This window comes from Butyricicoccus sp. AF18-9LB (assembly GCF_027684505.1).
GTDB lineage: Bacteria > Bacillota > Clostridia > Oscillospirales > Butyricicoccaceae > Agathobaculum > Agathobaculum butyriciproducens.
Genome location: NZ_JAQCWA010000001.1, coordinates 388,735 through 412,650 on the forward strand (window position 1 = coordinate 388,735; position 23,916 = coordinate 412,650).

Below are 23,916 nucleotides of genomic sequence, written 5' to 3' on the forward strand. Positions count from 1 at the left end.
AAACAGTAAATGTACTATTTTCCGCACTATTTTTCAAATTTTGATAAGATGTTTCATATTATGAAACGCATACAAACTTTTTATCATGGAATTTCTGTGTTTTTTCCGTGTTTTTTATTGCGTAATCTGATGACACATAGTATAGTATTAGATGTATAGTTATCTGGTTATGTCATACGTATCGGAGGGATCGGCATGGTATCTCGCGTATTCTCCGCAGGACTGAGCGGCATTGACGGCTACATTGTCACCGTCGAGTGCTTCCTCTCCGGCGGTCTTCCCCGGCTGGATGTCGTCGGTCTGCCGACCGGCGCGGTATCCGAAGCCGGAGAGCGCGTCCGTGCCGCCGCAAAGGCCTGTGCCTTTGACTGGCCCGTATCCCGACTGACCGTCAACCTCGCACCTGCCGACACCAAAAAGGCAGGAACAGCATACGATCTGCCCCTTCTGCTTTCCATTCTGGCGGCAGCGGGCGAGATCGACGCACCGCCCGACAACGCTCTCTTCTTCGGCGAGCTTTCCCTCACCGGAGAGCTGCGGCCTGTCTGCGGTGCGCTTTCCATGGCACTTGCTGCGCGTGATGCCGGTTTCAAAACCGTATTCGTTCCCGCGATGAACGCCGCCGAAGCATCCTATGCTTCCGGTGTGACGGTGTTTCCGATCCGTACATTAAATGAGCTGCTCGGACATTTGAACGGCAGAAAGCCGCTCACGCCGTGTGCTCCTCCGCCCAGACCCGAACCGCAGGACGATGCGCTGGATTTTGCGCATGTGCTCGGTCAGCACGCGGTCAAACGCGCGCTTGAGATCGCGGCCGCAGGCGGACACAACGTGCTTCTTTCCGGACCGCCCGGTTCGGGTAAGAGCATGGCTGCAAAACGCTTTTCCACCATCCTGCCGCCGCTATCCGACAGCGAACGGCTGGAGGTTATCCGTGTCTGGTCCGCCATTGGCAGAGGGCAGGAGGCGGTCGAGCGTGCCGAACGGCCGTTCCGTGCACCGCACCATAATTCCTCGGCCAACGCGATGGCAGGCGGTTCGGGTGCCGCAGGCCGGCTGCCCGTCCCCGGCGAGATCACGCTCGCGCACCGCGGTGTGCTGTTTCTGGATGAATTTCCGGAATTCCGCCGCGATGTGCTCGAAACCCTGCGCCAACCGCTTGAGGACGGCAGAGTTACCATCTCGCGTGTCGCCGGCCAAGTGACGTATCCGGCACGGTTTCAGCTCATTGCCGCGATGAATCCCTGCAAATGCGGCTGGTACGGCACGGAACGCTGCACCTGCACCAAGTCCGCCGTTCAGCAGTATCTGCACCGTCTGTCCGGTCCGCTGCTCGACCGAATCGACCTGCAGGTTGCTGTGCAGCCGGTTGAATACGCCGCGCTTGCTGCACGAGGTCAGGTCAGTGAGGAGCACTCCGCCGACATTCGTACCCGCGTGCTCGCCGCGCGCGAGCGGCAGTATGCCCGGCAGGGCGCCGACGTGTGCAACGCCGCCATTCCGCCGCCGCAGCTTGCCGAGCACTGCCCGCTGAGCGCGGATGCGTCTCGTATGTTTGCGGCCGCATTTCAGCGACTGGGGTTGACCGCTCGTGCGCATGACCGCGTACTGCGTGTTGCCCGCACGATCGCCGATCTGGCCGACAGCAATGTCATCGAGGCAGAACATCTCGCCGAGGCTCTGCAGTACCGTTCACTCGACAGGGCCGCAGGTTCTTGACAGCTTGTGGAAAAGTCTGTGGATGATGTGTATAAATTTACAATTACTGTAACTTCGTCTAAATTCGACCATTTCGTTTTATTTAAGGCAATACCGCATAATTGAACAAGAGTGATTTGCGAGTAAATTTTGCGTACTGACGAGGCGCAGTTTTGTGGTAATACTTGATGTATTACCGTGAAACTGCAACAAAATCAGGGCACAAAATTTCCGCAAAGCACCGCCGCTTTAATTGTGCGGTGTTGCCTTAACATACTGGTTTGTTTTATCCGCAAACCAACAACCAGTCAGGAGGAAAAATTCAATGTCTCATCCTATCGCTCGCCGTGCCGGTATGCTTGCGCTGACTGCCGCAATGCTCATGCCAAGCGCGGGAGCATTATCCGATGTGTCCAGCTGGGCGCAGGAAGGCGTTGCCGCTGCGCAGAATGCCGGTCTGGCACCTTCGTCCCTGGCCAACAGTGCCGCTTCCGGCTCTATCACCCGCGCAGAGTTCTGTGCCGTTGCGCTGAACGCCTACAAGGCTGTCAGCGGCAAGGCTGTCTATGTTTCGGGCAAAAAGCCGTTCGAGGACTGCTCGGATCCCAATGTCACCGCAGCTTACCTGCTCGGCATTGTAAACGGCCGCACCAACGGCAACTTTGATCCAGATGCCAAGATCAGCCGTGAGGAAATGTGCACCATACTCGACAACATCCTCGCCGCTGCCGATATCGAAGCAACCGAGATCGCAGGTGATGCCTGCATCGAGGATTACCCCGATGTAAGCATGATCAGCGATTACGCAATGCAGCCGGTCGTTACCATGGTCGATCATTCGGTCATCAACGGCATCACCGATACCAGCACGGACACCACCATTCTGGCTCCGTCCGGCACCACCACCCGTGAGCAGGCGCTGATCATGGCAAACCGTTTCTGCACCGCCTTCAAGCCGGATAAGACGCCGATCGCAGCGGTTGACGGCTCCGCTAACCTGCCGACCACCGCCGGTTCTTCCACCTCTGCCGCAACCACCATCACCGGTCTGCCGAAGACCGAGGCTGAGAAGATGACCTACGTTTACGGCGCAGGCAACGGCAAGTACCAGTCCGCAGCTGAGGCTGAGGCTCACATGGTAGAGATCGTGGTTCCGGTATGGCATCTGCAGTCCGACGGCACCAAGGTGGCCTCCAAGGCTTATCTGCAGGTAAACGCTTCGCTGGCTTCCATCTATCAGGCAATCTTTGAGGAGATCTTCAACGGCTCCGAGAAGTTCCCGATCTATGATGTAGGCTGCTACTCGTGGCGCACCGGCGAGCACTCGCAGGGCACCGCAGTTGATATCAACCCGGACGAGAACATGGAAGCTACCATCAACTCGGACGGTTCCCTGTCTCCGACCTGCGGCACCCACTGGACGCCGTATATTGATCCGTACTCCATCCCCGAGGGCGGCGATGTTTACAATGCCTTCACCAAGTACGGCTTTACCTGGGGCGGCAACGGCTGGCGCACCAAGCGCGACTACATGCACTTCAGCTACTTCGGCCGCTAAGCACTACATACGAAATGGCAAAAGAAGGGACGGCTTATCGTTAGCCGCCCCTTATCTTTTGTGAAATTTGTGTAACTTTACAGGAATTTAATTTGCAATTTTAGAATAACATGCTATAATGATATATAGAGTAAATTAGCAAGGAGGCATGACATCATGAGAAGACTTTCTATTCCGCAGAAGCCCGACCGTCCGGACATCGACGATCTGATCTTTGGTGATGACCATAAGACGCAGAGCGAAAAGTAACCGCACTTTTTGATCGGTTCCACGCAGGGCTTGCAGAGAAACAGCAGCCGCGTGGTTTTTTTATACCTGTTTTTGAAAGGAAACATATAAAAATGGAATCATCCAGTCCCGCGTTACGGACAAAAACGTAACACCCGAAGCATTTTTAATGCCTCGGGTGTTTTCTTTTCTGTTAGTCTAGAGATTACGAACAGCGCCTGCGAATGACATATACAGTTAAATGTTATCGTAGGGCGGGGTGCTCTACGGATATGATATAATATAAATTTCAAAGATTAAATCCGCAGGTGCTGTCTGTAATAACACGCTAACGAATTGTGCGGCACTGCTATCCCCCAGGGGACCCTCTCTTGCCCTTCGGGCAATTCACCTTGTGCCGCACCCAGCGCAGAGTTGCCCTTATGTGTAGCAGCAAAGTATCTGACACTGCGTATAGGTAAAGAAATGGGAGCACACTGTGCTCCCCTACGGTAATAAAAATCCTCTGCCGTTCCCCTATTTCGGAGCGGTCGCCGCTCTCCGATTTTCGCCAGGCTATCCCAAAGGAAAGGGGTGATTCACAAGAGGGTGGAAACCTTGGTGTCTACCCTCTTGTGCCCCTGCCGGGCAGGCAAGATTCGTTCGCTTCGCAAGCGACAAACCTTCGTATATAACGATTTAACAAACTCGAAGTTCGATTTCCGTACTCATGCAAAAATAAAACCCCACCCTGCCGATGCAGTCCAATTAGTAACCTGCACGACTCATGCAGGTGGGTCCTCTGTTTGATACCTCTGCGCTTCCAACTTCCGTGTATACCCGGGAGGCCTGCTGCTCAGTATCAAAACTTTCCGAAGTCCCGTACTAAAAATGTGGGTTAAAAAAGGACTGCTGTCGAACAGGGCAGGATCTTACCGAAATAAAATGCTTTGCTTCCGATAACGAAGCTGCGCTGTTTACTCTTATTTTATGCCATCGGTCGGAGAATTACTCCTCCTCTGCCTCGGCGCGTTCCATAACGATGTTGAACACTGCATCTGCGATCTCGTCATCCTCGACCGCCTCGAGCAGCTCTTCGCCGTTCTCCTCAACGATCTGCATGATAACGACCTCTGCATCCTCCTCGATGGAGATCTCTGCAGGGATAAACGCCAGATAGGTCACGCCATTATATTCCACGGTGTCGATATGCTCAAACTCGACCTCGTTGCCGTCCTCGTCGATCAGGGTTACAAAATCATTGCCGTATTCCTCGCTCATGGGTCCGGCACCTCCTTAAATTCATAGTAAAGGGGAGCAATCAGGTGTTTCCTGTCCCTTGTATTAAGCATAACAAATTATGACGTATTTGTAAAGCCTTATGTTGTGCATTCAGCACTACACTTTACACGATCATAGTATGTCTGTTGCTGTAATAATCATACCAGTTAAAAAACATGAAATAAAGCCTTGACTTTGCAAATTAATTCTGGTATAGTAGTTGAGGTAACAAGGAAGAAGGCATGTCCTCACCCGCAGCGAAGCAAACGGGTCAATAAAGCACAGAAGCCGCTTTGCGCGCTCTGCGATTTTATTTGGAGGACGGTCTGAATGATCAGTCCTTTTTCTTTTTGTCTTAAACCGATTTCGTTTGGAGGTGCTTACCAATCAGCAGCATGGAACATCAAATCAATGAAGAGATCCGCGACAAGGAAGTTCGTCTGATCGGTGACGACGGCGAACAGCTCGGCATTCTGCCTATTCAGCAGGCACAGGATATCGCCGTAGAAAAGGGCATGGATCTGGTCAAAATCGCGCCGCAGGCTAAGCCGCCTGTCTGCAAGATCATGGATTACGGTAAATTCCGCTTCGAGCAGGCAAAGCGCGAGAAGGAAGCGCGAAAGAATCAGCGTGTCGTGGAGATCAAAGAGATTCGCCTGACGCCTAATATCGACATCGGCGACCTGAACACCAAGGTAAAGAACGCTTGCCGCTTCCTGCAGGACGGCAACAAGGTCAAGGTTTCGGTTCGCTTCCGTGGCCGTGAGGTCACGCACGCGTCGCTTGGTCAGGATCTGCTCCATCGCTTCGCGGAGCTGTGCTCGGAGTGCAGCACGGTAGAAAAGCAGCCCAAGCTCGAAGGCCGCCAGATGCTGATGTTTCTGGCACCCGCAAAGGACAAGTAAAACCAACGCGCATATATAGCGCAAATTCAGAGAGGAGCAAAACCTTATGCCTAAGATCAAAACGCACAGCGGTGCAAAAAAGAGATTTTCCGTTACCAAGAACGGTAAGTTCAAGCGCGGTCACGTTGGCAAGCGCCACCTGCTCAACGGCCATGGCAAGACCACTAAGCTGAAGCGCCACCTCCGCAAGGAAGGCTTCGCAGATTCTACCAACGTAGCACAGCTGAAGCGTCTGCTGCCGTACAAGTAAGTTAGAAAACAACATCTTTCATATAGGAGGCAAACACAATGGCAAGAGTTAAGGGCGCAATGATGACCCGTAAAAGAAGAAAGAAGATCCTGAAGCGTGCTAAGGGTTACTGGGGTTCCAAGTCTACCCACTACCGTGTAGCCAACCAGGCTGTAATGAAGAGCCTGAAGTACGCTTACATCGGCCGTAAGCACAAGAAGCGTGACTTCCGTCGTCTGTGGATCACCCGCATCTCTGCAGCTTGCAAGACCTGCGATATCAACTACAGCCGTTTCATGAACGGTCTGAAGAAGGCTGGTATCGACCTGAACCGCAAGATGCTGGCTGACCTGGCTGTAAACGACCAGGCTGCATTCGCTGCACTGGCTGAGAAGGCTAAGGCTGCACTTTAATTGCATAACAAAAACGAGTCTGTGAAAGCAGGCTCGTTTTTTGCATTCAGCGTTCCGCTCGGGACGCTGTTTTCATATTCCGCGTTCCTCTGCCCTATACTGTGATGGTAAGGAGTGTGATGAAATGGGTCTGTCCATTTACTTAGGGGTACAAGGCTACGGCTGCGCCCGTGCCGAGGATAAAGATCGGTTTGCGCATCGGTTTCGGCAGGACGACAGCGTATGCTGCTATGCCGTGTGCGATAAAGGCCGATACGCCATCCAGAACCGCCTGCAGGAAGGTCAGGCGTATTATTTGACCATCCGGCAGGGAACGGTAATACAGGCCATTCTCAGCCGTCCAGACGCACAAGGCGTAATCCATGCCGTTAGCGGCAATTCCATCACAGTAGACGGCATGCACCTTCCCTGCCGCGCTGTGTTTGAAATCCGCACACGAGCCGGCGGCGCTGTCGTTCTGCCGTGCTTTCTCACCGGCCGGATCGTCGGAAGTTATGCACAGGTATTCGGCGGTGCTGCGTATATCCGGCCTGCTCCGCAGATGTACCATCCGCCGGTTCACGGCACTCCCGGTCGGCGCACGCTGCAGAACCTGCTCCGAACCGCCTTGATGCCCGTCGGCACCGCGCTGTACGTCTACGGCGGCGGCTGGAACTGGCAGGATACCGGCTCCGGCAATACTGCCATGCACATTGGCCTGCCGCAAAGCTGGATCGACTTCTTCGACTGTCAGAACGCCTGCTATACTTACCGCAGCGACAGCAATCCCGCGCACAGCTACTACCCGACCGGCGGCTGGAACCAGTACGGCTATTCCGGTCTGGATTGCTCGGGCTACCTCGGCTGGACGCTGTACAATACCCTGCATACCGAGAGTGCGTCTGTCTCCGACTGTGATGGCTATGTCACGCCCGCCGCCGAGTTTGCCCATATGCTTGCCCAAAGAGCCTGGGGTACCCTTTCCCGTCAGAACTGCGGCAACGGCCTGCAGGAGCCGTCCTCGTTCCGTCCCGGCGATATCTTCAGCATGGACGGTCATGTGTGGCTGTGCATCGGTCCCTGCCGAGACGGCAGCATTGTCATCGCGCACTCTACGCCCTCGCCCAGTAAAACCGATTGTAAAGGCGGCGGCGTGCAGCTCAGCGCGCTCAATCCCGCGAGTGATGCGGATAAGAACTGTCAGGCGTATCGGCTTGCAGAACGCTTTATGCAGCGGTATTTGAGATGGAGCGCAAGATATCAGGCGCAGCTGCTGCCGTATTCAGTTTATGGGAAGCTGTCTGAGAATCCGCATACAGGGTTGTTCCGGTGGAATGATTTTCTCTCAGATAAAGAAGGTGTTCGGGGACAGTTTGCGGAGGAGATTCTGCAAATTGAGAATTGAAAATGGAGAATGGAGAATTACGCAGCGGTAAAGCGTTGTGCGGGCGGCCAACGGCCGCCCCTGCGGTTACGCAAGGTGCAGATGGGTTACAAGCGGTGCGCCGAGGTCGCACCCTACGGTATCATCCGTTATCAAACAAAACCCGCAGATGCCGTCCATGACCACCGAGCAAACGAGTTGCGCGACACGGGTATGTCGCGCCTGCGTAGAGCTGCCGATATGTGTAGCAGTACGGAATCCGGCACTGCGCAGAGGTAAAGAAATGGGAGCACACTGTGCTCCCCTGCGGTAATAAAAATCCTCTGCTGTTCCCCTTTTTCGAAGCGGTCGCCGGTCTCTGATCTGCGCCAGACTAACAAACAAAAGGAAGTGGGAGTTAAGAGGGTAGAAACCTTGGTGTCTACCCTCTTGCCCCGCCGCAGGGTGCGGCGACTTCCCGCCAAAGATTGGCGCCCATTCCTCAATCTTCAGCGAACAGAAAAAGCAAAAAATCCACTTGCTTTCGCAAGTGGACTAACTGGAGCGGCTGACGAGGCTCGAACTCGCTACCTCCACCTTGGCAAGGTGGCGCTCTACCAGATGAGCTACAGCCGCATATTCCTTTCATCTCGCTTTTGGCTTACCGCCTCAAAGCAAGATTTATTATATCAGTTAACGTGTCCCCTGTCAACACTTTTCTTTCTTTTTTCGTAAATTTTTCCGAAGTACAGAAAACCGACGGCGCACACCGTCGGTTTTCTCTTTCCCTTTTTCCTTTCAGCTTCTCAGTGCACCCAGACCTCTTCGTGCTCGCCGCGGCGCGGACGATTGAGCAGATGCCGAATCGCCTCCTGTGCAGGCATGCCGCCGTACAGCACGGCGTACATCGCTTCGGTAATCGGCATGGACACGCCCTGCTGCTGCGCAAGGTGGTAGCCTGCCTCGGTCGCGTAATAGCCCTCGACCGTTGCGCCGACCTCCTTCATCGCCTCCTGCGCCGTTGCGCCCTTGCCGATCAGGATACCGGCACGGCGGTTGCGCGAGTGCATAGAGCAGCAGGTTACGATCAGATCGCCCACACCGGACAGGCCTGCAAATGTCTCCTGCTTGGCGCCCAACTTGACGCCCAGACGCGCGATCTCGGTCAGACCACGGGTCATAAATGCCGCCTTGGAGTTGTCGCCCAGACCCAGACCATCCGAAATACCGGCACCGAGCGCAATAATGTTCTTGAACGCACCGCCCAGCTCACAGCCGATAATGTCGGACGAGGTGTACACGCGGAAATTAGTATCGTTCATGAACGCCGCCTGCGTCAGCTCAGCCGCCGCACGGCTCTCCGAAGCGGCTACGATAGCCGTCGGAATGCCGCGTGCAACCTCCTCGGCGTGCGTCGGACCGGTCAGTGCAACGACCGGATTGCTGCCGTTCATCGCGTTCGAGATGGTCTCGGAGAACCGGCAGTAGCCGTGTTTGGAGTCCAGACCCTTGCCGACGTTGACGATAACCGTATGCGGCGGCACGATCTTCGCCAGCTGCTCCGCCGTGCTCGCTACCGCGAAGGACGGCACCGCCAGCACGACCAGATCCGCTTTGGCAGCGCCGGACATGTCGGTCGTAATCTCAATACCCTCCGGAATGACAACACCCGGCAGCAGCTTCTCGTTGCAGCGCTCGCGGTGCAGCAGGTCACACTCCTCCTGCAGATAGGTCCACGAGGTTACTTCATGTCCGTTCTGGTGCAGCAGCATCGCCAGTGCGATGCCCCAGCCACCGGTACCCAGTACAAAAACCTTCATGTTACTTCTCCTCTCCGTCAGGCGATGCTTCGATCGTCTTTTTGCTCTTAAAAGAGAATTTATTTTCCGTGCCGTGCAGGATGCGTCCGATATTCGAGCGGTGCATGAAAACAACTGCCGCCGCCATGCCGAACGCCATCGCCGTCAGCACCGGATCGCGATAGAACAGCCATGTCGTGATCGGAAAGCTGACCGCGCCGAGGATCGAACCGAGCGAGATCCACTTTGTCAGCACGACCGACAGGATGAACAGCGCAAATGCAATGGCGAACACGCGCCAGTCAAAAAACGCAAGCATAACCGCGCCGACTAGCACGCCCTTGCCGCCCTTAAAGCCGAAATACAGCGGAAACATATGGCCGAGGATAACAAAAATACCCGCTGTCAGCTTGCCAACCGGACCGCCGAGCGCCCAGCCGACCGAAACCGCTGCGGCACCCTTGGCAATGTCACCGAGCAGAACGAACAGCGTCTTTTTCGCACCCATCGTGCGGTACGCGTTCGTCAGACCGGCGTTGCCGCTGCCGTAGTTGCGGATATCCTTGCCAAGCGTCACCTTGCTGACAATGATCGCAAAGCTGAGCGAGCCGAGCAGATACGCGCACACGGCAATGATCGCAAAATGCGTAAGTGTCATGTTGCCCTCTCCTTACTGCGACTTGTCGCTGCGCTCGCGGATGACCATGCGTACCGGCGTACCGGTCAGACCGAACACCTCACGGATCTGGTTTTCCAGATAACGCTGATAGGAGAAATGGAACAGACGCGCGTCATTGCAGAAGCAGACGAATGTCGGCGGGCAGGTAGAGGCCTGCGTCATGTAGAAGATACGCAGACGGCGGCCCTTGTCCGTAGGCGGCTGCACGCGTGCGGTTGCCTCCGCGAGAATGGCGTTGAGTCGGCCGGTCGGAATGCGCATATGGTTCTGCTCATATACCTCATGGATGAGCGAGAACAGCTTGTCCACGCGCTGACCGGTCTGCGCGGAAATGAACAGCACCGGTGCATACGGCATGTATGCCAGACCCTCACGGACACGCAGCGTGTACTCCTTCATGGTGGAGCCGTCCTTCTCAACCAGATCCCACTTGTTTACCACGATGATGCACGCCTTACCGGCGTTGTGCGCCTCTCCGGCCACCTTGGTGTCCTGCTCGGTAACACCTTCGGTCGCGTCAATCATGATAACGCATACATCGGCGCGCTCTACCGCCAGCAGCGAACGCATAACCGAGAATTTCTCGATCTTCTCGTCCACCTTGCTCTTCTTACGGATACCGGCGGTGTCGATGAACGTAAACTTGCCGTGCGCGTTATCCACATCGGCATCAACACTGTCGCGGGTCGTGCCCGCGATGTTGGAGACAATAACACGCTCCTCACCGAGCACGCGGTTGAGCAGACTGGACTTGCCGACGTTCGGCTTGCCGATGAGAGCCACGCGAATGCGGTCCGCGTCCTCCTCTTCCTCGTCTGCCGGCGGGAAGTATTCGTAAGCCGCATCCAGCAGCTCACCGACACCGTAGCCGTGCAGTGCAGAAATGCCATACGGCTCGCCCAGACCGAGGTTGTAGAACTCATAAAACTCCGCCGGAGGATCACCCGGCTTGTCGCACTTGTTGACAGCCAGCACGAGCGGCTTGCCCGAGCGCAGCAGCATGGACGCAACGTCCTGATCGGCGGCAGTAATGCCAGTGCGCAGGTCGGTGATCAGGATAATGACATCCGCATGCGAGATCGCAGTCTCTGCCTGAAAGCGCATGAACTGCAGAATCTCGTTATCGTTCGACGGCTCAATGCCGCCGGTGTCGATGACAGTGAAATCGCGACCGCGCCAGTCGCTGTCAGCGTACAGACGGTCGCGGGTAACGCCCGGCGTATCCTCAACGATGGAAAGCCGCTTGCCCGCCAAGCGGTTGAACAGCTGCGACTTGCCGACATTCGGACGACCGACGATCGCAACAATAGGCTTTGCCATAAATTCCCCTCCTTTAAGGTCAGTTTAAGACATTTGCAAACAAATTACAAGCAAGAAATTCGTTAAAAGTCGCGCGTCAGCGCGCATTCAATCGAATTTGCTCCGCAAATCCATAAAAAGCCGCAGCATGTATGTGACTTTTTATGCAAGAAAGCAAATCAGTGTGCCGCAAGGACGCGCCGATTTGCGCCCGGGACATATCCGAGCCGTGCTCGGTACGTCCCTTCTCGATGCAAAGGCGAACCTTTTCATCGAAACCTGAAAAAAAATGGAGAAAGCTATCCGGCCTTCTCCATTTTTCCTGTTCTGTTTTAAGGCTTACGCTTCCTTAACGGACTTAACCTCACGACCGTTGTAATAGCCGCAGGCCTTGCACATTCTGTGCGCCAGCTTCATCTCGCCGCACTTCGGGCACTTAGCCATGCCGGGCAGAGAGAGCTTCCAGTGGGAGTTACGACGCTTGTCGCGGCGTGCCTTAGAAATTTTACCCTTAGGTACTGCCATGTTGGATACACCTCCTACTCTATCGTCTTATTTTTCAATACAAACTCATTCGCCCTTGTCGGAATCGAGCAGGGCGCGCAGCGCGGCAAATCGCGGATCGATCTGCTTTTTGTCGCAATCGCAGTCGGTCACATTGCGGTCGGCGCCGCAGTGCGGACAGAGGCCTTTGCAGTCCTCTTTGCACAGATAGGTCATCTGTACCTGCAGGATCAATGCCGGCACCAATACGTCCGCAGGATCCACGCTGTCGCTGGTCAGCACAAAAAGATCGTCCTCTTCCTCCGCCTCGGGGTCATCCGAGAGCATCATGTCAGCCTCGGCTGAGAGCGGAATCTCGAGCGGTTTCAGGCAGCGTGCACATTCGGTGGAGTAGATCGTTTCGATCGAACCCGCCAGTCTCACAACACCGCTTTCATTGGAAACCACGCCTTTGATGTGGACAGGGCTTTGAAACGGCTTCGCGCCATAGAGCTTTTCGTCCGTCAGGTCGATCGTTTCATCGAACGGAATCGACGCATGTGCAGACGCGTTCAGCTTTTTTAAGTCAATCTTCATGTCAACCTCACATGGTACTAAGATAGTATACTACAAACAATCGGTCTTTGTCAACCAAAAAATCTACAAAACACGGTATTTTTCCGAACTGTCCGCCCGCACTTTTCTTTTTTCGGAAAATGCGGTATACTGGTTTCACCCAAACGGGCAAATCAACGGAAAAGGATACCCTGCCTTGAGAGAATATTATATCACAAAAAACGACAGTGGACAACGTCTGAATAAATTTTTAGAAAAAGCCGTGCCGCTTTTATCCGGCGGCATGATGCATAAATACCTGCGGTTAAAGCGCATTAAGGTCAATAACAAGCGCACTGAAGCTGCCTACAAGCTCGCTGAGGGCGATTCCGTACAGCTTTACCTCAATGATGAATATTTTGACGCGCCCAAGGAGGAAGAAGCCTTCCGCCGCATCAAAACACCGCGCGTGCGCGTCGTGTACGAGGACGAGCACATCCTGCTGGCGGATAAGGCGCCGGGCATGGTCGTTCACGCAGATGAGCACGGCGACACGGATACGCTCATCGCACACATTCAGGCGTACCTGTTTCAGTCCGGTGCGTGGAATCCGGATGATGCTGCGTCATTTGCACCAGCCCTGTGCAACCGTATCGACCGCAACACCGGCGGCATCGTCATCGCGGCAAAGACCGCTGAAGCGCTGCGCATATTAAATGATAAGATCAAGGACCGCGAGATGGAAAAGCGGTATCTGTGCATCGTGCACGGCAGACCCAAGCCGCCCGAGTGGCTGATTGAGAACTATCTCCGTCGTGATGAAAAGCGCAAGCAGGTCACGCTGCACAGGACCCGCGTGCCGGGTGCCAAAACCGCACGCACGCGCTACCGCACGCTCACGTCGCACGGCAGACTGTCGCTCGTGGAGTGTGAACTGCTGACCGGCCGTACGCACCAGATCCGTGCACATATGGCGTCCATCGGCTGCCCGCTGCTCGGCGACGGCAAATACGGCACGAACGAACTCAACCGTCCCTACGGCGAGACCGGTCAGGCGCTCTATGCCTATTCCCTCACCTTCCGATTCGCGCAGGACGCGGGAGCCTTGCAGTACCTCAACGGAAAAACCTTTAAGGTTAAAGATATTCCGTTCGTGAAGAAGTATTTTCCGAATTTCAAGCCGTGAGTAATGGAAAACGGAGAATGAACACAACGGTTTCATTCCGCAAAAAGAAAACGCTGAGCCACCGCTCAGCGTTTTCCTTTATGCGATTTAGTTATCGTCCTGCAGGGCATCAAAGCCTTCTGCGCCGGTACGAACCTTTACGACGTTCTCCACATCGTAAACGAAGATCTTGCCGTCACCGATATGACCGGTGTACAGAACCTTCTTGACCGTTTCAACAACGGTTTCAACCGGAACCTTGGATACAACAACCTCCATCTTCATCTTGGGCAGCAGGGTTACGTCAACCTCAGCGCCGCGGTAATACTCAGGAGCGCCCTTCTGTACGCCGCAGCCGACTACGTTGGTCACGGTCATACCGGATACGCCGATGGATGCCAGCGCTTCCTTCAGAACCTCAAACTTGGACTGCTTTGCAATGATAACGATCTTGCTCAGCTTATGCTCGTGCGAAGCGCCCTCGGTCGTCACCTTGGTGACCGGAACAGCCTTCTCGACTGCAACCGGAATGGTGTCCTTGATCTTTGCAGCGGTTTCGCCAGCCTTGGTGCCCAGAACAGCAGGAACGACCGGCATAAAGTCTGCGTATGCGGAGGACAGGCCGTGCTCCGGCTTATCCAGACCCATGATCTCCTCAGCCTCGCTTACGCGCAGGCCGATGGTGTGCTTGATAACATTGAATACGATAGTCATGGTGATTGCAACCCATGCAATGACTGCAACGACACCGAGAACCTGAATGCCGAAGAAGTGGAAGCCACCGCCGTAGAATACGCCGAGGGGCTCAACCTCAGTGCCATTATAGTAAGCGAACAGGCCGGTAAGGATGGTGCCCAGTGCGCCGTTGATGCAGTGCACGCCGACAGCGCCGACCGGATCATCGACCTTGAGTTTCTGATCGACAAATTCGATACCGAATACAACGGCAAAGCCTGCGCAGATACCGATGATAACCGAACCGAACGGAGTAACCACATCGCAGCCTGCGGTGATAGCTACCAGACCTGCCAGAGAGCCGTTCAGCGTCATGGAAACATCAGGCTTCTTGTAGCGGATCCAGGTGATGCACATAACGGTTACGGTTGCAACAGCAGCTGCCATGTTGGTGGTTACAAATACACGGGATGCGACCTCAGCGCCGCCGCCCGACAGTGCAACGGTAGAGCCGCCGTTGAAGCCGAACCAGCAGAACCACAGGATAAAGCAGCCGAGAGCGCCGAGCGTCAGGGAGTGACCCGGGATTGCACGAGCCTTGCCATCCTTAGTGTACTTGCCGATACGGGGACCGAGGATTGCAGCACCGACAAGGGCTGCAACGCCGCCGACCATGTGTACCGCCGTGGAGCCTGCGAAGTCGTGGAAGCCAAGCTCTGCGAGCCAGCCGCCGCCCCAGATCCAGTGACCGGAAACCGGATAGATGACCGCAGAAATAATCATTGAGTAAATGCAGTATGCAGAGAATTTAGTGCGCTCTGCCATCGAACCGGAAACGATGGTCGCGGCAGTTGCACAGAATACGGTCTGGAAGATCAGAGTCGTCCAGTCGTAGCCCTCACCGACAACGCCGTCCGCGAAGAAATCAAAGCCGCCGAAGAACGGGCTTGCCGCGCCGAACATGATGCCGAAGCCGAGGATCCAGAAAATCGGCGTGCCGAGCGAGAAGTCCATCAGGTTCTTCATAATGATGTTGCCGGCATTCTTTGCTCTGGTGAAGCCGGTCTCAACCATTGCGAAGCCGGCCTGCATGAAGAATACCAGCGCCGCCGCAACGAGCGTCCAGCCTACGTCCATCGACGTAGCAAGTTCCATGATATCCATTTTTAATAACCCCCTTGAAATAGAAATGGCGTGTACCTTCCCTTTCTTCTAAAAGAAAGGGAAAATACACGCCATTGTGTAAATATTAACGAATGTAAGTTTCGTTCTGTTCCTTAAACGTAGAACAGGATGTCGGAGTAGGTCGGGAACGGCCAGAACTTCTTGCCTACCAGACCCTCCAGCTTGTCGGCCGGTGCACGGACTTCATCCATCGCGGAGATGACAACATCGTGGTAGTAATGTGCTGCCTTTTCGTTGTCGTCGGTCGGAACGGCTGCAACAGCCTCGTCGAGCGCTGCGCTCTTGGTGTACAGCTCCTCGGTCAGCTCGGAAACCTTGCCCAGCAGACCTGCCTCCATGCCGCCGGTAACACCTGCTGCCTTCTTGGCATTGACGGTGCCTGCCAGCTCGTTTTCAAATGCGATGCACGCCGGAGTGATCTCCTCGCGTACCATATCGCTCATGGTCATAGCCTCGATGTGCAGGATCTTGTTGTACTCCTCAAGCTGGGTCTCCATACGGGAATGGATCTCCGCAGAGGTGTAAACATTGTGCTTTGCGAACAGGTCGAGGTTCTTCTGGTCAACGTAGTGCGGGAATGCATCTGCCGCGCTCTTGAAGTTGAGCAGGCCGCGCTTCTCCGCCTCGGCAACCCAGGACTCGTCGTAGCCGTTGCCGTTGAAGATGATGCGCTTGTGCGCCTTGATCTCGCGCTTAATGAGTGCGTATACAGCGGCCTCGAAGTCCTCAGCGCCCTCCAGCTCGTCAGCGAACTGGCGGAGCTCCTCGGCAACTGCGGTATTCAGCATAACGTTTGCACACGCGATGTTGACGGCCGAACCCAGCGAACGGAACTCGAACTTGTTGCCGGTGAAAGCAAACGGAGAGGTACGGTTGCGGTCGGTGGTGTCTTTCGGGATCGGCGGAAGAACAGCAGCGCCCAGATCCATCTTGGTCTTGTAAACGTCGGTGTACTCCGCACCGGACTCGATGGAATCAAGGATCGACTGAAGCTCATCGCCGATGAACATGGAGATGATAGCCGGAGGCGCCTCGTTCGCGCCCAGACGGTGATCGTTGCCTGCGGATGCAACCGAGATGCGGAGCAGATCCTGATACTCGTCAACAGCCTTGATAACAGCGGTCAGGAACAGGATGAACTGGGTATTCTCGCTCGGGTTCTTGCCCGGCTCGAGCAGGTTCTCGCCCCGATCGGTGGAAATGGACCAGTTGTTGTGCTTGCCGGAGCCGTTTACGCCCTCGAACGGCTTCTCATGCAGCAGGCAGGTGAAGCCATGCTTCTGCGCGACCGTACGCATGACCTCCATGGTCAACTGGTTGTGGTCGGTCGCGATGTTGGTGGTGGAGAACACCGGCGCCATCTCGTGCTGGCACGGTGCAACCTCGTTGTGCTTGGTCTTGGAGAGGATGCCCAGCTTCCACAGCTCCTCGTCGAGCTCCTGCATGAAAGCAGCAACGCGCGGACGAAGTGCGCCGAAGTAGTGATCATCCATTTCCTGACCCTTCGGCGGCATTGCACCGAACAGGGTGCGGCCGGTAAAGATCAGGTCCTTGCGCTTTGCGTAGTCCTCGCGGTCGATCAGGAAATATTCCTGCTCCGGGCCTACGGTGGTGGTTACACGCTTAACATCCTTGCCGAACAGCTTGAGGATGCGGCACGCCTGCGTGCTGATGGCGTCCATCGAGCGCAGCAGCGGCGTTTTCTTATCGAGGATCTGACCGGTGTAGGAGCAGAATGCGGTCGGAATGTAAAGGGAACCATCCTTTACAAATGCGTAGCTGGTCGGGTCCCATGCGGTGTAGCCGCGTGCCTCGAAGGTTGCGCGCAGACCGCCGGACGGGAAGGACGATGCGTCCGGTTCGCCCTTGATCAGCTCCTTGCCGGAGAACTCCATCATCACATGGCCGTCGTCGGTCGGCGTGATGAACGAGTCGTGCTTCTCGGCGGTGATGCCGGTCATCGGCTGGAACCAGTGCGTGTAATGGGTTGCACCCTTGCTGATCGCCCAGTCCTTCATTGCCGTTGCAACAACAGCAGCAACATCGGCGTCGATCGCGGTGCCCTCGCGCATGGTCTTCTTCAGCTTCTTGTAAACGTCCTTGGGAAGACGTTCTTTCATCACAGTGTCGTTAAACACCATGCTGCCGAACAGCTCGGGAACATTCGTAATGCTCATGAATGGTTCGCTCCTTACATATGTTAATTTTAATAGCAAACAAACTGAATAAAACAAATCAGGCGCTGCGGGTCGTGTGCCCACAGCGCCTTTGCTGTTTACACTTTGCATTATAGCCGTCCTGCCTTGCTTTGTCAAGGGAGATTATGGTGTTTTTTTCATTTTCGGAAGATTTGCTACAACATACTTAATTTTCGCTTGTCCGCACCGTCACTTCCTGTGCAAAATGCGAAAATTCACTTTTTTATGTTCTTTGCGCTTGACGATTCCCGGTTTTCTGCTATAGAATATTAAGCGAACAAAGGTGTTCGCCATAGCTGAGGATTTAAGGCTTTTGATCCTCTGCTGCGGCGAGCACCTTTTTATTTTGTTAAGCAGCCGGTACATATCGCCTTCCATCTGAAAGCACACGCCGAAGCCTGCTTCTCTGAATCCGTAATTTCAGCGTAATATATAAGGAGGAAGCACCATGTTACAAAAAGAAGGGCAAGTCCGCATCCCCGCAGGCTGCGCGATCTCCGGTATCTTCCACAAGGACGGCACCCGTGAGAACGGCACCCGCATTATCGACTCCATCCGCACCATGCACGATCGTTCCAACGGCCTGGGCGGCGGCTTCGCCGGCTACGGCATCTACCCTGAATACGCCGATTACTATGCGTTCCATGTATTCTACGATACGCAGGCGGCTAAGGAAGAGTGCGAGCGCGAGATCGAGCGTCACTTTGACATTGTAAACCTGTCCAAGATCCCGACCCGACGTCATCCGCGCATCACGGATGCCCCGATGATCTGGCGCTACTTCGTTACGCCCCTGCCGACCAAGCTGGCAGCCAGCCAGCTCGAGGAGCGTGAGTTCACCTCCCGCTTTGTCATCCGCATCAATCACACGCTGAACGGCGCTTACATCTTCTCCTCCGGCAAGAACATGGGCGTTTTCAAGGCAAACGGCTTTCCCGAGGACGTTGGCGAGTACTATATGCTGGAAAACTACGAGGCCTACTCCTGGACCTGCCATGGCCGTTATCCGACCAACACACCGGGCTGGTGGGGCGGCGCGCACCCGTTTGCACTGCTCGACACCACGGTCGTGCACAACGGCGAGATTTCCTCTTATGATGCAAACCGCCGCTTCATTGAGATGTTCGGCTACTCCTGCGACCTGCTGACCGACACCGAGGTCATCACCTACATTATTGATTACCTCGGCCGCAAGCTGGGCCTGACGTACAGCGAGATTGCAAATGTCATTGCGGCTCCGTTCTGGTCCACCATTGAAAAGCAGGAGCCGAAGGAGCGCGAGCGTCTCACCTATCTGCGCAATGCCTTCGCTTCCCTGATGGTTACCGGTCCGTTTTCCATTCTGGTCGGCTACACCGGCGGCCTGATGGCGCTCAACGACCGACTCAAGCTGCGCAGCATGGTTGTCGGTGAAAAGGACGACACCGTGTACATCGCCTCCGAGGAATGCGCGATCCGCGTCATCCAGCCTGAGCTGGATAAGCTGTGGGCGCCCAAGGGCGGCGAGCCGGTCATCGTTAATCTGAAGAACGGAGGGAATCAGTAATGGCTATCGATTTCTTATATCCGCAGTATGAGGTCGTCCGCAACAACGACCGCTGCATCAACTGCCGCGCCTGCGAGCGTCAGTGCGCGAACGAAGTACACTTTTGGGACGCTGACAACAACCGCATGCAGGCGGACGAGTCCAAGTGCGTAGCCTGCCACCGCTGCGTGGCGCTGTGCCCGACCCGTGCCCTCAAAATCGTAAAGACCGACCACACGTTCCGTGAGAACGCCAACTGGACCGGCAAGGCGATCTCCGAGGTTTACCGTCAGGCAGGCTCGGGCGGCGTGCTGCTGTCCTCGATGGGCAACCCGGACCCGCACCCCATCTACTGGGATAAAATTCTCATCAACGCTTCGCAGGTTACCAATCCGTCCATCGACCCGCTGCGCGAGCCGATGGAGACCAAGACCTTCCTCGGCAAAAAGCCGGGCAAGATTGAGCGTGACGAGAACGGCAATCTGGTTCCCAATCTGGCGCCGCAGCTGGAGCTCAACCTGCCGATCATGTTCTCCGCAATGAGCTACGGCTCGATCTCCTACAACGCACATGCCGCACTCGCACGCGCTGCAAGCGCGCTCGGCACCTATTATAATACCGGTGAGGGTGGTCTGCATCAGGACTTCTACCAGTACGGCCCGCACACCATCGTGCAGGTTGCATCCGGCCGTTTCGGCGTACATAAGGATTACCTCGAAGCCGGTGCTGCCATCGAGATCAAGATGGGTCAGGGCGCAAAGCCGGGTATCGGCGGCCATCTGCCCGGACTCAAGGTCGGCCCGGATATCTCCAAGACCCGTATGATCCCGGAGGGCACGGACGCGATCTCTCCGGCGCCGCATCATGATATCTACTCCATCGAAGACCTGCGTCAGCTGGTTTACTCGCTGAAGGAGGCTACCGAATATAAGAAGCCGGTTATGGTCAAGATTGCAGCCGTAAATAATGTAGCAGCAGTCGCTTCCGGCGTGGCCCGCTCGGGTGCAGACATCATCTGCATCGACGGCTACCGCGGCGGCACCGGCGCGGCTCCGACCCGCATCCGCGACAACGTCGGCATCCCGATCGAGCTGGCGCTCGCCGCTGTCGATCAGCGTCTGCGCGATGAGGGCATCCGTGATGAGGTTTCGGTCGTTGTCGGCGGCTCCATCCGCAACTCCGCCGATCTGCTCAAGGCCATCGCGCTCGGCGCGGACGCATGCTACATCGGCACCGCGGCTCTGCTGGCAATGGGCTGCCACCTGTGCCGCACCTGCCAGACCGGCAAGTGCAACTGGGGCATTGCAACCCAGCGTCCGGAGCTGGTCAAGCGCCTGAATCCGGATATCGGCTCCCAGCGTCTCATCAACCTGCTCACTGCATGGGATCACGAGCTCAAGGAAATGATGGGCGGCATGGGCATCAACTCCATCGAGGCACTGCGCGGCAACCGTCTTATGCTGCGCGGCATCGGCCTGACCGACCGTGAGCTGAACATCCTCGGCATCAAGCACGCAGGCGAATAAGCACAGGAGGTGCGCGAAAATGACAACTGTACAGGCAGGACTTACCTATTATAAACAACTAAACGAGCAGATCCGCGCAGCGCAGGACAGCGAGATCACGGTTGAGAACGTGATCGGCCAGCGCTACATCGGCTGCGGCTCCACCGACCGCAAGATCACCGTGCACGGCACGGCAGGCAACGGTCTCGGCCAGTATCTGAACGGCTCCACCATTGAGGTCTTCGGCAACGCGCAGGAGGCCGTCGGCGACACCATGAACGCCGGTGAGATCGTTGTGCACGGCAACGTCGGCGACGCCTGCGGCTACGCGATGCGCGGCGGCAAGATCTATATCAAGGGGGACTGCGGCTACCGCGCCGGCATCCACATGAAGGCCTACCAGCAGCACTTCCCTGTTATGGTAGTCGGCGGCAAGGCAGGTTCATTCCTCGGCGAGTATCTCGCCGGCGGTCTCATTCTTGTGCTTGGCATCGGTCAGAACGGCGCGTATCCGGTCAACAATTTCTGCGGAACCGGTATGCACGGCGGCAAAATTGTGTTAAGATGTGATAAAGCACCGACCGATCTGCCGCGTCAGGTCCTCGTGAACGAGGTCTCCGCGGACGATATGACCGAATTTGCACCGTATATCAAGGAATACGCGCAGCTGTTCGGTGCAGACGCAGAAAATCTGCTTTCGCAGAAGTATTTCGTCCTCACGCCGAACCCGGAGGCTGGGTATAAGCAGCTTTATACCTTCGAGGCTTGATTTTGCTCTCAGAGTGAAAAACTCCTGCAAGGCAGGAGTTGGAAATGAGAAGATGGGAGTTACCTGATAGGTGTAACTCGCAGGTGCCGTCCGTAACAACACGCAAACGAATTGTGCGACACTGTTCTGTCGCACCTGCGTTGATTTAACCGTATGTGTAGCAGAACGGTATCTGACACTGTGTATGGGTTTCGACAGGGGAGTACACTGTGCTCCCCTGCGGTAGAAAAAATCCTCTGCCGTTCCCCTTTTCGGAGCGGTCGCCGCTCTCTGATTTTCGCCAGACTATGAAATAAAGGAAACTGGAGTCCCAAGAGGATAGAAACCTTGGTGTCTATCCTTTTGGTGCCCCAGCCAAGGTTTGGCACCCATTCCGCATTCTTTAGCAAAAAATTTATTCCTCAAGATACATTATGAAAAGGAGGCTTGCCCTATGGACACCACCATGAGCGAAGTCGTACAATTTATTCAGGAGAACGACGTAAAGTTCATTCGTCTTGCGTTTTGCGATATTTTCGGCAACCAGAAGAACATCGCCATCATGCCGACCGAGCTAGAACGCGCTTTCGAGCAGGGCATCCACTTCAACGCGGCGGCGCTGCGTGGCTTTCTCAATGTAGAAGCGTCTGATCTGCTGCTGTTCCCCGATCCGGCAACGCTTTCCGTTCTGCCGTGGCGGCCGGCTCAGGGCCGTGTAGTGCGCTTTTACTGCGACATTCGCTATCCGGACGGCACGCCGTTTGAGGGCGACGGCCGTCATTTGCTGCGTGAGGCCAACCGCCGTGCGCGCCGCGCAGGCTACTCGCTGACCATGGGCACGGCAAGCGAGTTTTACCTGTTCGAGCTGGATGAAAACGGCCATCCAACCACCATTCCGCACGATCACGGCGAGTATTTCGATGTAGCGCCGCTCGACAAGGCGGAAAACGTGCGTCGTCAGATCTGCCTGACGCTTGAGGAAATGAACATCCAGCCGGAGTCCTCGCACCACGAGCAGGGTCCCGGCCAGAACGAGGTTGACTTCCGCTACGCCGAAGCTCTTGAAGCGGCCGACAATTTCGTCACCTTCAAGTGGGTCGTCAAATCCATGGCGTCCTCAAGCGGCCTGTTTGCGTCCTTCCTGCCCAAGCCGCTCCCGCATGCGCCGGGCAGCGGACTGCATCTGTCTGTTTCGATAAACAAAAACGGCAAGAATCTGTTTCAGCCCTCGTTTGAAGAATCTGCCGAGGGCCAGAGCTTTGTGGCGGGCATTCTGCAGCGTGCTGCCGAGATGACCATCTTCTGCAATCCGCTCACCAACTCGTTCCAGCGTCTGGGCGAGTTTGAAGCGCCCAAGTACATCACCTGGTCGCATCAGAACAGCCGTCCGCTCATCACCGTGCCGCTCTCCGAGGACAGCACGGCGCACCGCTTCAAGTTGCGTGCGTTCGACGGCTGCATCAACCCGTACATCGTATTTGCGCTGCTCATCCACGCCGGTCTGGACGGCATCGAGCAGGGACTGCCCCTGCCGCCCGCCTGCGACGAAAACCTGTTCACCGCCTCCGACGAGGTACGCGCCCGTTACGAGACTCTGCCCGGCGCTCTGTGCGACGCGATCCGCATCGCCAAGGACAGCGACTTTATCACCAAGTACCTGCCCGAAAAGGCACGCACGGCCTTTTTCGCGGCCAAGCAGGCCGAACACGACCGCATCGTGCTTGCCGACGACCGCACGGCTGCCGAACGCTCCCTCTATTTTGAACGCTACTAATCCCACATAATACCGTTTGAAAGGAGGAGCACACCGCATGGAACGCATTCTTCTCGTTTCTGCAACCGAAAAATCCCGCACCATGCTTTCCCAGTTTTTAACGTCCTGCGGCGTACAGGCTCAGCTTGCACCTGCTTCCTCCGGTGCGGAGGCCCGGCGCATGCTGGTGGACGGACTGTTCGACCTCGTACTCATCAACACGCCGCTGCCCGATGAATTCGGGCATGATATGGCACAGCAGGCTGCAAATGATACGCTTTCCGGCGTGATCCTGCTCGCTAAGGCCGAGATTGCGGACAGTGTTGCCGAAAAGGTCGAGGACGACGGCGTGTTCGTCGTACCCAAGCCGCTCTCGCGCGTGCTGTTCATGCAGGCGCTCCGCATGACGCGCGCCGCGCGCAGCCGTCTGACCGGCCTGCAGAGCGAAAACCGCCGTCTGCAAAAGCGCATTGAGGATATCCGTCAGGTGGACCGCGCCAAGTGTCTGCTCATCGAGTGCTGCGGCATGACCGAGCCGGAGGCGCATTCCTACATCGAGCAGCAGGCTATGAACCAGCGCCGCTCCAAGCGAGATATCGCCGAGGACATCATCGGCGGAAAAACGCCGTGATTTGTGCGATACCGCTTAAAAACATCTCATATCTCACGCGAAAATTTTTTCGGTTTTTTCGATTTTATAGAGAAATTCCCGAC

20 protein-coding genes, 1 tRNA gene and 1 other RNA gene are annotated in these 23,916 nt (G+C 55.7%); 12 read left to right on the forward strand and 10 right to left on the reverse strand.

Going from position 1 to position 23,916, the window contains the following annotated elements; translation table 11 throughout:
• Positions 1-195 precede the first annotated feature (195 nt).
• A complete protein-coding gene (locus PGY33_RS01690; protein ID WP_270477046.1) occupies positions 196-1,719 on the forward strand; it encodes a YifB family Mg chelatase-like AAA ATPase in 1,524 nt (507 codons plus the stop codon).
• Between the two features lie 304 nt (positions 1,720-2,023).
• A complete protein-coding gene (locus tag PGY33_RS01695; protein WP_118478906.1) occupies positions 2,024-3,256 on the forward strand; it encodes an S-layer homology domain-containing protein in 1,233 nt (410 codons plus the stop codon).
• A gap of 946 nt (positions 3,257-4,202) precedes the next feature.
• Here the strand turns inward: PGY33_RS01695 and ssrS are convergent.
• Together ssrS and PGY33_RS01705 are read right to left on the reverse strand one after the other, a co-directional pair.
• Positions 4,203-4,397, reverse strand: a non-coding RNA gene (gene ssrS, locus PGY33_RS01700) — 6S RNA.
• A 74-nt stretch (positions 4,398-4,471) separates the two neighbouring features.
• Positions 4,472-4,744, reverse strand: a complete 273-nt coding sequence (locus PGY33_RS01705; protein WP_117492244.1) for a DUF1292 domain-containing protein — start codon at positions 4,742-4,744, stop codon at positions 4,472-4,474.
• Between the two features lie 395 nt (positions 4,745-5,139).
• On the opposite strand from PGY33_RS01705, the gene infC reads away from it, so the two are divergent.
• The 4 genes from infC to PGY33_RS01725 all read left to right on the forward strand — a co-directional run bounded on the left by infC (position 5,140) and on the right by PGY33_RS01725 (position 7,675).
• Positions 5,140-5,649 (forward strand): translation initiation factor IF-3, encoded by a 510-nt coding sequence (gene infC / locus PGY33_RS01710; protein ID WP_118360706.1) that lies wholly within the window; start codon positions 5,140-5,142, stop codon positions 5,647-5,649.
• Positions 5,650-5,695: 46 nt separating this feature from the next.
• A complete protein-coding gene (rpmI, locus tag PGY33_RS01715) occupies positions 5,696-5,899 on the forward strand; it encodes a 50S ribosomal protein L35 (protein ID WP_054327617.1) in 204 nt (67 codons plus the stop codon).
• 38 nt (positions 5,900-5,937) lie between these two features.
• The gene (gene rplT / locus PGY33_RS01720) at positions 5,938-6,291 is read left to right on the forward strand and encodes a 50S ribosomal protein L20 (protein ID WP_110436155.1); all 354 of its coding nucleotides are present in this window, start codon (positions 5,938-5,940) and stop codon (positions 6,289-6,291) included.
• A gap of 124 nt (positions 6,292-6,415) precedes the next feature.
• On the forward strand, positions 6,416-7,675 hold the full coding sequence (locus PGY33_RS01725; protein WP_270477052.1) for a hypothetical protein: 1,260 nt from the start codon (positions 6,416-6,418) through the stop codon (positions 7,673-7,675).
• A gap of 518 nt (positions 7,676-8,193) precedes the next feature.
• Here PGY33_RS01725 and PGY33_RS01730 read toward each other — a convergent pair.
• The 6 genes from PGY33_RS01730 to PGY33_RS01755 form a co-directional block, all read right to left on the reverse strand.
• Positions 8,194-8,269, reverse strand: a tRNA-Gly gene (locus PGY33_RS01730).
• A 170-nt stretch (positions 8,270-8,439) separates the two neighbouring features.
• Positions 8,440-9,453 (reverse strand): NAD(P)H-dependent glycerol-3-phosphate dehydrogenase, encoded by a 1,014-nt coding sequence (locus PGY33_RS01735; RefSeq protein ID WP_118284960.1) that lies wholly within the window; start codon positions 9,451-9,453, stop codon positions 8,440-8,442.
• Between the two features lies 1 nt (position 9,454).
• Positions 9,455-10,090 (reverse strand): glycerol-3-phosphate 1-O-acyltransferase PlsY, encoded by a 636-nt coding sequence (plsY, locus tag PGY33_RS01740; protein WP_118729099.1) that lies wholly within the window; start codon positions 10,088-10,090, stop codon positions 9,455-9,457.
• Positions 10,091-10,102: 12 nt separating this feature from the next.
• Positions 10,103-11,431, reverse strand: coding sequence for a ribosome biogenesis GTPase Der (der, locus tag PGY33_RS01745; protein ID WP_118284961.1), 1,329 nt, complete (start codon positions 11,429-11,431; stop codon positions 10,103-10,105).
• Between the two features lie 318 nt (positions 11,432-11,749).
• On the reverse strand, positions 11,750-11,935 hold the full coding sequence (gene rpmF, locus PGY33_RS01750) for a 50S ribosomal protein L32 (protein WP_110436149.1): 186 nt from the start codon (positions 11,933-11,935) through the stop codon (positions 11,750-11,752).
• Positions 11,936-11,980: 45 nt separating this feature from the next.
• A complete protein-coding gene (locus PGY33_RS01755; RefSeq protein ID WP_117751772.1) occupies positions 11,981-12,490 on the reverse strand; it encodes a YceD family protein in 510 nt (169 codons plus the stop codon).
• A 175-nt stretch (positions 12,491-12,665) separates the two neighbouring features.
• Between PGY33_RS01755 and PGY33_RS01760 the strand changes: the two genes are divergently transcribed.
• Positions 12,666-13,634: an RluA family pseudouridine synthase gene (locus PGY33_RS01760; RefSeq protein WP_270477056.1), complete on the forward strand. Its 969-nt coding sequence runs from the start codon at positions 12,666-12,668 to the stop codon at positions 13,632-13,634.
• Between the two features lie 87 nt (positions 13,635-13,721).
• Here the strand turns inward: PGY33_RS01760 and PGY33_RS01765 are convergent, their stop codons facing one another.
• Together PGY33_RS01765 and PGY33_RS01770 are read right to left on the reverse strand one after the other, a co-directional pair.
• Positions 13,722-15,443 carry an ammonium transporter gene (locus tag PGY33_RS01765; protein ID WP_270418119.1) on the reverse strand — a complete coding sequence of 574 codons (1,722 nt, stop codon included), beginning with the start codon at positions 15,441-15,443 and terminating at the stop codon, positions 13,722-13,724.
• A gap of 122 nt (positions 15,444-15,565) precedes the next feature.
• The gene (locus PGY33_RS01770; RefSeq protein ID WP_117751800.1) at positions 15,566-17,644 is read right to left on the reverse strand and encodes a glutamine synthetase III family protein; all 2,079 of its coding nucleotides are present in this window, start codon (positions 17,642-17,644) and stop codon (positions 15,566-15,568) included.
• Between the two features lie 475 nt (positions 17,645-18,119).
• On the opposite strand from PGY33_RS01770, the gene PGY33_RS01775 reads away from it, so the two are divergent.
• The 5 genes from PGY33_RS01775 to PGY33_RS01795 all read left to right on the forward strand — a co-directional run bounded on the left by PGY33_RS01775 (position 18,120) and on the right by PGY33_RS01795 (position 23,833).
• The gene (locus PGY33_RS01775; protein WP_110436145.1) at positions 18,120-19,217 is read left to right on the forward strand and encodes a class II glutamine amidotransferase; all 1,098 of its coding nucleotides are present in this window, start codon (positions 18,120-18,122) and stop codon (positions 19,215-19,217) included.
• A complete protein-coding gene (locus tag PGY33_RS01780; RefSeq protein ID WP_110436144.1) occupies positions 19,217-20,722 on the forward strand; it encodes a glutamate synthase-related protein in 1,506 nt (501 codons plus the stop codon). Before PGY33_RS01775 ends, PGY33_RS01780 begins: the two co-directional genes overlap by 1 nt.
• A gap of 19 nt (positions 20,723-20,741) precedes the next feature.
• The gene (locus PGY33_RS01785; protein ID WP_118478896.1) at positions 20,742-21,470 is read left to right on the forward strand and encodes a glutamate synthase; all 729 of its coding nucleotides are present in this window, start codon (positions 20,742-20,744) and stop codon (positions 21,468-21,470) included.
• Between the two features lie 433 nt (positions 21,471-21,903).
• Positions 21,904-23,223 (forward strand): glutamine synthetase family protein, encoded by a 1,320-nt coding sequence (locus PGY33_RS01790; protein ID WP_118478894.1) that lies wholly within the window; start codon positions 21,904-21,906, stop codon positions 23,221-23,223.
• Positions 23,224-23,260: 37 nt separating this feature from the next.
• Positions 23,261-23,833 carry an ANTAR domain-containing response regulator gene (locus tag PGY33_RS01795; RefSeq protein WP_117489900.1) on the forward strand — a complete coding sequence of 191 codons (573 nt, stop codon included), beginning with the start codon at positions 23,261-23,263 and terminating at the stop codon, positions 23,831-23,833.
• Positions 23,834-23,916: the final 83 nt, after the last annotated feature.